The organism is Mesorhizobium sp. LNHC221B00, assembly GCF_000502935.1.
In the GTDB taxonomy this organism is placed as follows: Bacteria; Pseudomonadota; Alphaproteobacteria; order Rhizobiales; family Rhizobiaceae; genus Mesorhizobium; species Mesorhizobium opportunistum.
In genome coordinates this window covers 1-11,915 of the sequence record NZ_AYWR01000055.1, presented here as the reverse complement: position 1 = coordinate 11,915, position 11,915 = coordinate 1, and the positions used below count along the sequence as shown (strand labels likewise).

The 11,915-nt window shown below is 60.4% G+C and carries 5 protein-coding genes and 2 pseudogenes; 3 read left to right on the top strand and 4 right to left on the bottom strand.

The genetic code is table 11. The features are described 5' to 3' along the window. Positions 1-136: 136 nt before the first annotated feature. From X741_RS1000000171360 to X741_RS1000000170680, 3 genes are all read right to left on the bottom strand, one after another. Entirely contained in the window at positions 137-3,112 is a 2,976-nt protein-coding gene (locus X741_RS1000000171360) for a Ulp1 family isopeptidase (protein WP_245272814.1), read from the bottom strand. 747 nt (positions 3,113-3,859) lie between these two features. After that, positions 3,860-6,667 (bottom strand): Ulp1 family isopeptidase, encoded by a 2,808-nt coding sequence (locus tag X741_RS1000000167775; protein ID WP_023780991.1) that lies wholly within the window; start codon positions 6,665-6,667, stop codon positions 3,860-3,862. Between the two features lie 2,346 nt (positions 6,668-9,013). After that, on the bottom strand, positions 9,014-9,148 hold the full coding sequence (locus X741_RS1000000170680) for an aldehyde dehydrogenase family protein (RefSeq protein ID WP_023780988.1): 135 nt from the start codon (positions 9,146-9,148) through the stop codon (positions 9,014-9,016). 905 nt (positions 9,149-10,053) lie between these two features. Between X741_RS1000000170680 and X741_RS1000000169415 the strand changes: the two are divergent. Together X741_RS1000000169415 and X741_RS136670 are read left to right on the top strand one after the other, a co-directional pair. Further along, positions 10,054-10,509: pseudogene (locus tag X741_RS1000000169415) on the top strand (DDE-type integrase/transposase/recombinase); the annotation flags it as partial. Beyond that, a complete protein-coding gene (locus X741_RS136670; RefSeq protein ID WP_031194388.1) occupies positions 10,506-10,685 on the top strand; it encodes a hypothetical protein in 180 nt (59 codons plus the stop codon). The pseudogene X741_RS1000000169415 and the gene X741_RS136670, both read left to right, overlap by 4 nt. Before the next feature lie 722 nt (positions 10,686-11,407). Here the strand turns inward: X741_RS136670 and X741_RS1000000170635 are convergent. After that, on the bottom strand, positions 11,408-11,683 hold the full coding sequence (locus tag X741_RS1000000170635) for an acyl carrier protein (protein WP_023780986.1): 276 nt from the start codon (positions 11,681-11,683) through the stop codon (positions 11,408-11,410). Positions 11,684-11,798: 115 nt separating this feature from the next. Between X741_RS1000000170635 and X741_RS1000000171355 the strand changes: the two are divergent. After that, positions 11,799-11,915: pseudogene (locus tag X741_RS1000000171355) on the top strand (DNA-binding response regulator); the annotation flags it as partial.

The window sequence follows — 11,915 nt, the reverse complement described above, 5'->3', positions numbered from 1 at the left end:
AGACTGGGGTGACGAGGCTGATCAAGCCTTCCAACAGTACCAGCCTGATCAATTACGGCGAGAGCTACCGGTCTGGAGATCGCATCAGCCCCTCTGTCGTCAAGAGAGCTGTTCTGCTTGATCCCAGCCATGGAGCTCAACGCCCCGCGTCGGAGCGCTCCCTGCTTCTGAAGGAAGCCATTAGGTCCGCTCGGGCTTGATCGGAGGCTTGGCTGATGGACGTCGTGGTTGCTTCGCTCAGTTGCCGCCCCATGGCGCGGCTTTGCGGATTATCAGTCCTCTGCCTCTTCGCCGGTCTCAACAGCGCTGTGTAATGTTCATTGTTTATGATGACGCCCCCGCTGTTCACGAGGTTGCTCCTGTCAAGTGTACTCGTCAGTCCGTCCTGGGCCTCGCGCTTCTTGCCCAAGTGCCGTTCAAACGGCGCTGGCGCGACTTGTTGAGCTCGAGAGATGGGTCCCTGCTCTCCTGCGTGGCCATGAGCTTGTGCCGCGGTCTGCGCAGCGGCGTCCCCAATGGCACGAGCCTCCATGCCGACTGCGTCTTCCGGACGAGCAGCAAGGGCAATNTCCCCAGGGAGCTTCTCTGGCCGACCCAATGCCTTCTGCGGCCCGCTGTGCTGCGCAGCGGCGTCCCCAATGGCACGAGCCTCCATGCCGACTGCGTCTTCCGGACGAGCAGCAAGGGCAATTTCGCGCCCGAGTGCGAACTTCCGGACATGAGTTAGTGCACTGATGTCAGCGGTTTTCATATAGCGCTTGGCATCTTCATCCAGCGACCGCTCGTGAAGCCGATCCGCAATCCCCGGCTTTTTGTTTTCAACCAGGCATTGACTGAAACGTCTAAGAGCAGACCCATAGACCTCAACGGTACGGGGTTTCGGCCCGGTCGGCGCTGCCTCGTACGCTTTGATGAGAGCCGCTGTGTACTCTCTGATGAGCACGGCGTCGGCAGGGTGGGGATTCAGGGCGGGGCGGCCCACCACTGGCGCTCCGCCCGCCCACGTCTTGAGACGACCCAGTGACCCAGCCACGGCCGAGGGGCCGCCACCCCAGATCTCGTACTCCTTGCGATCCCGATCCAGCGACGAATCGTGAAGCCGATCCGCAATCCCCGGCTTGTTATTTTCAACGAGCCAATGACCAAAGCCGAAAAGAATATCTACATGGCGCTTGACCGTGATCTCCCCGATCTTACCGGCATAGAGTGCTGACCTCAGCCCTTCGACAAGGGTCGCATCGTTGGAATAGAGAGGACCCTTGTCGGGACCGGAGACCACTTTTGGGCGATCTGGCTGCACCGCCGCCGGCACAGAACGAGCATGGTCACGCAACTCGACCCGTGCGGGGGGATTCAGATCAACCACTGACGAATCCGGCGCATGATGATGGCGCGCCGTTGAGTGACCCGGCTGCAGCACCGAGGCACCCAGCATCGATCCACTGCCTCCGGCGTACGGCGCTGCGGCGTGTTTTTGTCCGCTCCCTTGCATCATGGGCTGCGCTTCCCATGGCAATGCACCCACTTGATGGGTGGAGGCCTGCATCAGCACGCGAGCGCCTGAATTGCCGATCTCGCTCAGCTGCGGCTCAGTGGCAACGTCCTGCAGACGACTGTTCANCGGCTGCAGCACCGAGGCACCCAGCATCGACCCACTGCCTCCGGTATGCGGTGCCAGGTGCTCGTCCCCCAGCATCATGGGCTGCGCCTCCCATGGCAATGCACCCACTTGATGGGTGGGGGCCTGCATCAGCACGCGAGCGCCTGAATTGCCGATCTCGCTCAGCTGCGGCTCAGTGGCAACGTCCTGCAGACGACTGTTCGGGGTCCTTTGCCTCTTCGCTGGTCTCAACTCCGCTGTATCATGCTCACGGTTGATGAGGACCTTCTCGCTTGGTAGCTGGTTGCTCCTGTCCTGTGCAGCGATCCGCTCGTCCGGCGCGCCCTGGTCGCCGTAGATCAGGGGACGAAAGGACTCTGCGGGATCCGAGGCTTGGTGATGGGGCCCAGTTGGCACGAAAGACGATGCCAGAACAGCGTCGTCTTCATTAGCTTTCCCAGGGGGGAGATACTCTGGCCAACTGTATTCCTCCTGCGGCCCGCTGTGCTGCGCAGCGGCGTCCCCCTTGCTCTCAAGACTTTGAAATTTAAATGGGTCCCCGGGAGCAACGTCTGGCGCTGACTGGCCGAGCCGCTTGATCTGCTGGTGAAACGTCCCAACGGGGCTTTCCTTAACCGCGTCTCGGGCCTGTCGGTCCATGAGTTCAAAGTTCGTAAGATTATTTGCCGTTCCGAATGTATTGTCACCCCTGAGGCGGGTTTGTAGTGCCTGCCGATTGACGACGAGGTTGTTGAGGTTCAGGTTATCTGGCTGCGATTGCAATCGCCCAACCAGCGCCCGCGTGCCGTCCACCACGTAGACTCCGCAATCCACCACGTTGCTCTGCTGGGCGATGCGGGATACGCCCACGCGGGTCTCCAGGCTGGCGCCCAGATTTTCTGCGAGCTCTTTTGCAAGCGTGTCATTGCATCCGTTGTAGGAGTCATAATGATAGGCAACCGGCCGCTCCCGGTCGCTGCGATCAACGAACAGCAGCGACCAATGGGTGCCGCGCTCCGCAAGAGTCTTACCGCCATCGCTCACTGGCACGAACAGGAAGTCGGCTGTGTCGTTACCGTTCTGATTATGGACGATGCGCTGGAATGCGCTTAGCNTCACTGGCACGAACAGGAAGTCGGCTGTGTCGTTACCGTTCTGATTATGGACGATGCGCTGGAATGCGCTTAGCATGACGCTCTTGGAGCCCAAGCGCAGATGATAATTGGCTACGAGGGGATCCACGAACCGCGTCCGGGCGGCGAGATCTGGATTGTTCCCCTGCAACTCCTGCTCCAGGAGTTGGTAATCCCTCTGGATATGTTCGTCGCCTAGCAATTCCAATGCGCCGAGCACCCGCCCGTCTTTAGCTTTCCCAGGGGGCTTCTCTGGCCGACCCAATGCCTCCTGCGGCCCGCTGCGCTGCGCAGCGGCGTCCCCAATGGCACGAGCCTCCATGCCGACTGCGTCTTCCGGACGAGCAGCAAGGGCAATNCTGCGCAGCGGCGTCCCCAATGGCACGAGCCTCCATGCCGACTGCGTCTTCCGGACGAGCAGCAAGGGCAATTTCGCGCCCGGGTGCGAACTTCCGGAGATGAGCTAGTGCACTGATCCTCCGGTTACCACCGGAGTTCACATAGCGCTTGGCATCTTCATCCAGCGACCCCTCGTGAAGCCGATCCGCAATCCCCGGCCTTTTGTTTTCATGCAGGTATTCACTGAAACGTATAAGAGTAGATCCATAGACCTGAATGGTACCGCGATTCGGCCCGGTCGCAGGCGCTTCTTTGTACTCTTTGATGAGAGCCGCTGTGTAATCTCTGATGAGCGCGGCGTCGGCAGGGTAGGGATTCCGGACAGGGCGGTCGACCACTGGCGCTCCGCCCGCCAACGTCTTGAGACGACCCAGTGCTCTAGCCACGATCGAGGGGCCACCCCTGCTCTCGTACTCCGAGGGGCCACCCCTGCTCTCGTACTCCTTGCGATCCTGATCCAGCGACGATTCGTCAAGCCGAGCAGCAAATCCCGGCCTGTTATTGTCAAAGAGCCAACGACCAAAGCCGAGAAGAGAATTTACATGGCGCTTGACCGTGCTCTCCTTGACCTTACCCGCGTAAGCTGACCTCAGCCCTTCGACAACGGTCGCATCGTTGGAATAGAGGGGACCCTTGTCGCGACCGGAGACCCCTATTGGAGGATCTGGCTGCACCGCCGCCGGCACAGAACGAGCATGGTCACGCAACTCGGACGGTGCGGGGGGATTCAGATCAACCACTGACGAATCCGGCGCATGATGATGGCGCGCCGTTGAGTGACCCGGCTGCAGCACCGAGGCACCCAGCATCGACCCACTGCCTCCGGCGTANATGGCAATGCACCCACTTGATGGGTGGCGGCCTGCATCAGCACGCGAGCGCCTGAATTGCCGATCTCGCTCAGCTGCGGCTCAGTGGCAACGTCCTGCAGACGACTGTTCAGGGTCCTTTGCCTCTTCGCTGGTCTCAACTCCGCTGTACCAGTTGGCACGAAAGACGATGGCAGAACAGCGTCGTCTTCATTAGCTTTCCCAGGGAGCTCGCGCCCGAGTTCGGACTTCCGGAGATGAGCTAGTGCACTGATCCCACCGGAGTTGTTATAGCGCTTGGCATCTTCATCCAGCGACCCCTCGTGAAGCCGAGCCGCAATCCCCGGCTTTTTGTTTTCAACCAGGTATTCACTGAAACGTCTAGGAGCAGATCCATAGGTCTGAATGGTAGCGGGATTCGGCCCGGTCGGCGCTGCCTTGTACTCTTTGATGGGAGCCGCTGTGTAATCTCTGATGAGCGCGGCGTCGGCAGGGTCGGGATTATTCAGGACAGCGGCGCGGTCCAGCACTGGCGCTCCGCCCGCCCACGTCTTGAGATGACCCACTGCTCTAGCCACGTCCGAGGAGCCACTCTTGCTCTCGTACTCCTTGAGATCCGGATCCAGCGACTCCTCGTGAAGCCGAGCAGCAAATCCCGGCCTGTTATTATCAAAGAGCCAACGACCAAAGCCGAGAAGAGAATTTACATGGCGCTTGACCGTGCTCTCCAATGCTGACCTCAGCCCTTCGACAACGGTCGCATCGTTGGAATAAAGAGGACGCTTGTCGGGACCGGAGACCCCTATTGGAGGATCTGGCTGCACCGCCGCCGGCACAGAACGAGCAGGGTCACGCAACTCGGACGGTGCGGGGGGATTCAGATCAACCACTGACGAATCCGGCGCATCATGATGGCGCGCCGTTGAGTGACCCGGCTGCAGCACCGAGGCACCCAGCATCGACCCACTGCCTCCGGCGTAGGGCGCCGCGGCGTGTTCTTGTCCGCTCCCTTGCACCATGAGTTGCGCCTCCCATGGCGATGTATCCACTTGAGGGCCGGGATCATGCACTGGTTCGTCCATTTGCTTTTGCAACCGAGCCCACCTTTCGGCCACCGCGGCCTCGCCAACCGCGGAGGGCGTCTCCTCAGCCCTGGCGAACGCTGGCCCGGCAGGCGCCGCCGGCACAGAACGAGCATGGTCACGCAACTCGAACGGTGCGGGGGGATTCAGATCAACCACTGACGAATCGCGCGCCGTTGAGTGACCCGGCTGCAGCACCGAGGCACCCAGCATCGACCCACTGCCTCCGGCGTAGGGCGCCGCGGCGTGTTCTTGTCCGCTCCCTTGCANCTGCGCAGCGGCGTCCCCAATGGCACGAGCCTCCATGCCGACTGCGTCTTCCGGACGAGCAGCAAGGGCAATTTCGCGCCCGAGTGCGGCGTACGGCGGGAACTTCCGGAGATGAGCTAGTGCACTGATCCACCGGTTACCACTGGAGTCCAAATAACGCCTGGCATCTTCATCCAGCGACCCCTCGTAAAGCCGAGCCGCAATCCCCGGCCTGTTGTTTTCATGCAGGTATTGACTGAAACGTCTAAGAGTAGCCGCATAGTCCTGAGTGGTTTTGGGATTCGGCCCGGTCGCAGGCTCTGCCTCGTACTTTTTGATGAGAGCCGCTTTGTAATCTCTGATGAGCTCGGCGTCGACAGGGTCGGGATTCAGGGCAGCGCGGCCCACCATTGGCGCTCCGCCCGCCGACTCTTTGAGACGACCCAGTGCTCTAGCCACGTTCGAGGAGCCACTCTCGCGCTGGTACTCCTTGAGATCCTGATCCAGCAACGGATCGTCAAGCCGAGCAGCAAATCCCGGCTTGTTATTATCAAAGAGCCAACGACCAAAGCCGAGAAGAGAATTTACATGGTCCGTGACCGTGCGCTCCCCGACCTTACCGGCATAGAGTGCTGACCGCAGCCCTTCGACAACGGTCGCATCGTTGGAATAAAGAGGACGCTTGTCGCGACCGGAGACCACTACTGGAGGATCTGGCTGCACCGCCGCCGGCATAGAACGAGCATGGTCACGCAACTCGAACGGTGCGGGGGGATTCAGATCAACCACTGACGAATCCGGCGCATGATGATGGCGTGTTTCCCCGGGAACAACGTCCCGTACGAACACCGAGTCTGGGTTGCCTTGGTCCGGCGCGACTGGAGCCAGGGCTCTGTCGTGCAACGCTCGCGCTGACTGGCCGAGCCGCTTGATCCGCTGGTGAAACGTCCCAACGGGGCTTTCCTTAACCGCGTCTCGCGCCTGTCGGTCCATGAGTTCAAAGTTCGTGAGATAATTTGCCGTTCCAGATGTATCGTCACCCATGAGTCGGGTTTGTAGTGCCTGCCGATTGACGACGAGGTTGTTGAGGTTCAGGTCTGGCAGGTCTGGCAGGTCTGGCTGCCATCTTTGCAATCGCCCAACCAGCGCCCGCGTGCCGTCCACCACGTAGACTCCGCAATCCCACTCGTTGCTCTGCTGGGCGATGCGGGGTAAGTCCACGCGGGTCTCCAGGCTGGCGCCCAGCCTTTCTGCGAGGTGTTTTGCAAGCTTGTCATGCCATCCGCTGACGGAGTCATAATGATAGGCAACCGGCCGTTCCCGGTCGCTGCGATCAACGAACAGCAGCGACCAATGTTTGCCGCGCTCCGCAAGAGTCTTACCGCCATCGCTCACTGGCACGAACAGGAAGTCGGCTGTGTCGTTACCGTTCTGATTATGGACGATGCGCTGGAATGCGCTTAGCNCACTGGCACGAACAGGAAGTCGGCTGTGTCGTTACCGTTCTGATTATGGACGATGCGCTGGAATGCGCTTAGCTTGTCGCTCTCGGAGCCCAAGCGCAGATGATAATTGGCTACGAGGGGATCCACGAACCGCGTCCGGGCGGCGAGTTCTGGATTGTTCCCCTGCAACTCCTGCTCCAGGAGCTGGTAATCCCTGTGGATATGTTCGTCGCCTAGCAATTGCAATGCGCCGAGCACCCGCCCGCTGGGGTCGCCGAAAACACCAAAAAACCCTTCGACCGCGGGGGACATCCCCTCAGGAAAGAGCTCTGGCGAGGCGGAATTCCCCGCCCGCAAGCTGGGCGGAGCGAATTCCGGTGACCTCAGTGGCACCTCCTCGCTTGGTAGCAGGTTGCTCCTGTCCTGTGCAGCGATCCGCTCGTCCGGCGCGCGCTGGTCGCCGTCGCGCCAGATCAGGGGACGAAAGGACTCTGCGGGATCCGAGGCTTGGTGATGGTGCCCAGTTGGTACGAAAGACGATGGCAGAACAGCGGCGTCTTCATTAGCTTCCCCAGGGAGCTTCTCTGGCCGACCCAATGCCTTCTGCGGCCCGCTGTGCTGCGCAGCGGCGTCCCCAATGGCANCCAATGGCACGAGCCTCCATGCCGACTGCGTCTTCCGGACGAGCAGCAAGGGCAATTTCGCGCCCGAGTGCGGCGGACGGCAGGAACTTTCGGAGTTGAGCTAGTGCAATGATCCTCCGGTCACCACTGGAGTCCTTATAGCGCTTGGCATCTTCATCCAGCGACTCCTCGTGAAGCCGAGCCGCAATCCCCGGCTTGTTGTTTTCAACCAGGTATTCACTGAAACGTCTAAGAGTAGCTCCATAGTCGTGAATGGTTTGGCGATTCGGCCCGGTCGCAGGCGCTCCCTTGTACGCTTTGATGAGAGCCGCTTTGTACTCTTTGATGAGCACGGCGTCGGCAGGGTCGGGATTCAGGACAGCGCGGCCCACCATTGGCACTCCGCCCGCCGACTCTCTGAGACGACGCAGTGCCACAGCCACAGTCGAGGAGCCACCACTGCTCTCGTACTCCTTGAGATCTTCATCCAGCGACTCCTCGTGAAGCCGAGCAGCAAATCCCGGCTTGTTATTTTTAAAGAGCCAACGACCAAAGCCGTAAAGAGAATTTACATGGCGCTTGACCGTGTCCTCCTTGGCCTTACCCGCGTAGAGTGACCTCAGCCCTTCGACAACGGTCGCATCGTTGGAATAAAGAGGACGCTTGCAGCCGCGACCGTCGGAGACCACTATTGGAGGATCTGGCTGCACCGCCGCCGGCACGGCGGAACGAGCATGGTCACGCAACTCGAACGGTGCGGAAGGATTCAGATCACCCACTGACGAATCCGGCGCATGATGATGGCGCGCCGTTGAGTGACCCGGCTGCAGCACCGAGGCACCTAGCATCGACCCACTGCCTCCGGCGTACGGCGCCGCGGCGTGTTCTTGTCCGCTCCCTTGCATCATGGGCTGCGCCTCCCATGGCAATGCACCCACTTGATGGGTGGGGGCCTGCATCAGCACGCGAGCGCCTGAATTGCCGATCTCGCTCAGCTGCTTAGCTTTCCCAGGGAGCTTCTCTGGCCGACCCAATGCCTTCTGCGGCCCGCTGTGCTGCGCAGCGGCGTCCCCAATGGCACNATCGACCCACTGCCTCCGGCGTACGGCGCCGCGGCGTGTTCTTGTCCGCTCCCTTGCATCATGGGCTGCGCTTCCCATGGGGCTGCGCCTTCGATGAGGCTCAGGTCTCCCTGAGACGGATGAGGATGGAACGGGTCTGGCAGAGCCGGAACGCCGGGGGCGGGAATTTGGGCAGCGGCTTGGCGCGCCTCGCCCGAGCGCTGCTCAAAGCCCTCTTGCCCGGCCTGTGCCGCTTGCTCTTGAGATGCCGGGGGCTGCACCTGCCGCCAACCTGTTACATTGGATAGGTCAAATTTGTGCCGGTTCACGCTAGCCTCACGTCCACAGATCAGCTGAGCAACCTACTCGGGCATACTTACGAGAAGCTGACGAGGTCCGCGGTCCCGGAGCGGGTAGGCCTAATTTTCTGCGCGCCGATTGCGCTGGCGCGACGTAGCCCGGCCTTTTGCCAGCTCGGCAGCTACGGCTCGCAAAGAGCGTCGTAAGGCTTGCGGAGCCGCCCCTCAGCTCCCGTCGAGGAGCAATCCACAATTCACATATTTGGAGATGGCTCGCTGGTTTACCGGTCTGCGAGCCCTGCAAGCCCATGCTTCAGATGCCGCCCGTGCAGAGGTATTTCATTTCGAGGTAGTCCTCGAGGCCATGGCGGGAACCCTCCCGCCCGATGCCGGACTGCTTCACTCGGCCGAAAGGCGCGGCTTCCGACGACATGCGTCCCGTGTTCATACCACTATGCCATATTCCAAGGCCTCGGCGACACGCCAAACACGCTTCCGTTTGAGGCACAAACGTGGGGGAAGGCCGTAGATCGTGTCGTTGGCCTCATGCACGACCTATCCGCATCGTCGAAGCAATCACAGGCGCCAGCCGCCCGAATGTCTCTTTCTTGCGCGATGGTCATCTCGCTGGAGACAGGACCGATAGTTCGACGTGCCATTCGCGCGATGCGTTTGCCCCCGCATCGAATTCTGCGGCCTTTCGCGACGGCATGGGATTCGATTTTGGCCAGAGCCTGCCTGTCGATCAGCGCACCGATCGCCACTCCGGAGCAAAGCCCTCGCCAACGATAAGTGGCGGACTTTCTCCACGAACTCTCGACAAACACCTTCGTGAACGCCTGACTGGACGGGGGTAGCCATGCCGAACAGGTCGCATAACCACGCCATCGTTCGGCGACTGCAGCCGCGAAGCGTCTCGAACACATCGGCTCGATGCGGTTGCGTCCAGAATGCATCAGCGAGCGGCGGGAGTCTTCGCTATATTCGCCCCCGACATCCCGAAGTCCACCAGCTTGCCTGCCAAAAAGGGGTGTTGCATGAATAAACCCGCTTTCGTCGCCGTCAGCCGCGTGCCCAGGAAGGACGACAGTCTCCATAGCAAGAATGCGAGATGATCATCGTATTCAGCGGCAGCGTGCCGGCGAAATTGGGTTTTCGGCAAGCCAAATAGCGCGATGCAGAAGGATGGTGAGGATTTCGCGTCCGCCACTGCGATGCATAGAGCCACCCTTCGCAACCGACCAGCGCAACAAAGCTCGTTATGCGGCGCGTAGGTTCGTAGACGCTTATCCAGTATCGAGATAACAAGGCCGCTGCGCAGGAACGAACTCTGAGAGCGCACCCTGCGAGAGGTTGCGCTTGCTGACGCGGCTGTGGAAGAAGCAGGGGCTCGCGCCGAAGCGCATGATCACCGAGTAGCTTCGCTCGTATGGAGCGGCAAAGCGACAGATGATGCCGGACGTCGAGCACCGGTCGCACAAGGGGTTGAACAACAGAGCGGAGAATTCCCATGTGCCGCCGCGAAAACGGGAGCGGATGATGCAGGGGTCCGATCGCCGGGAGGCCTGCAGCGCTTCGNAATTCCCATGTGCCGCCGCGAAAACGGGAGCGGATGATGCAGGGGTCCGATCGCCGGGAGGCCTGCAGCGCTTCGTCTCGACCTTGTCAGCCCTCCGCAACCTCTTCGTCCCGCCCCGCCCCAAACGTTCTGCTCTCGCCATACATGTTCATCGCCTCAGCGCGATGGCGCTGGTGATATCACGACGCGTTTGTACCGCTCGACCTACGCCACAGGTGCCGACGCTGTGACGAGCTTCGTCGGTCGCGTGTCGAGTGACGGCACCGGGGACAATTATCGTCGACCGCAGTCCATTGCCCAGACCAAGGCGCTTCTCGGCGTCGGCACGATGGCAAATCGCAGCGTCACGATCTCGGCCGCTGCCCCTTCTGGCGGCGTGGACGGTGATTTCTGGGTGCAGCCGTAATGGCCCTTTACGTCAAAGCCTCCGGGTCTGGGGGGCGGCCAGCGCCGTATGGGTGAAAATCTCAAGCCTCTGGACCAAGGCTCGACAGGTCTATGTGCGCAGCTCGGGCGTCTGGGAGAAAATGTTCCCGATAGATCTGGTCTTCAATGGCACTCACGAAGACTCGACTGCCACGACCGTTTACACCCACACCAGCATTCCGCTTCTTGTCGCGCCACACGCTAATCGTCGTGTCATCGTGACAACTGAGACCACTGACACCGAAAGTGCAGTGACCGTCAACAGTATGACGATTGGGGGTGTGGCTGCCACCCTTCTCGCTCAGGTGGAAAGCATCTTCAATTCTGGTGTGATCTATCTGTCAGTGTGGTCAGCCCTCGTGCCAACCGGTACGACGGCAACGATCGTGACCACGTATAGTGAGAGCGTGTTCCGTGACTACATGTCGGTCTATACGACCACCAATTGGGATGGTGTGGTGGGCACTGTTGCCTCTGACAACAATTCAACGGGTGGCCTGACAACGACCGTCAGCATTGGTGCCCTGGGCGCAGCGATCGCAATTGCGGGCAACGCCACCAATGGGGGCATCGGCACTGCGACATGGACCGGGCTGACCCAACAGTTCTCAAACACACCAGTCACGAATAGAAACCACAGCGGAGCAATGGCCATAGCTACCGCCGCCCAAGCTGCCCTCACCGTAACCTGTGCCTACAGCACTACTCCAGCACTTGCCGCACTGCTGGTGGTTCCGCGGTGCGCAACTCCTGACTGGCGACGGCGTCGGCGACATGCCTTACGGACTCGTATTGCCAGAGCTTGTAATCGTCGACAAACCAGCCAAGTCGGCTCTCGATCGCCGTAGCAAGCTCGTTATAGTCGAGGCTGTCGAGGCCGAGATCCCGCATTCTGGTTGTCATCGACACCTCTACTTCTTCGGCAACTAGAGCGTTGAGGGTTTTGAGAACCAGTTGTTCAATTTCAAGTAATGTCATCACTAATACATGCCTTTTGCTTGCAGATTCAGGTAATGCAACCCTGATCGGGGCGCAACCCCCAAAACGAGGTGTGCCGTTGAAACATGTTCTTGTCATTGACGATGATGCCGCAATGCGGCGCCTCATCGCCGATGCATGCCCTGAAGGTAACCGCAGTCCACGATAGCAAGCAGTTTGACTATGTTCTTTCACGTGAGCCAGTCGATCTCGTGGTTGTTGACCTTAACCT

Bases quoted from the DNA above. Each gene is read 5' to 3' on its own strand.
- X741_RS1000000170635 (WP_023780986.1), bottom strand. From the start codon at position 11,683: ATGACATTACTTGAAATTGAACAACTGGTTCTCAAAACCCTCAACGCT.
- X741_RS1000000170680 (WP_023780988.1), bottom strand. From the start codon at position 9,148: ATGAACACGGGACGCATGTCGTCGGAAGCCGCGCCTTTCGGCCGAGTG.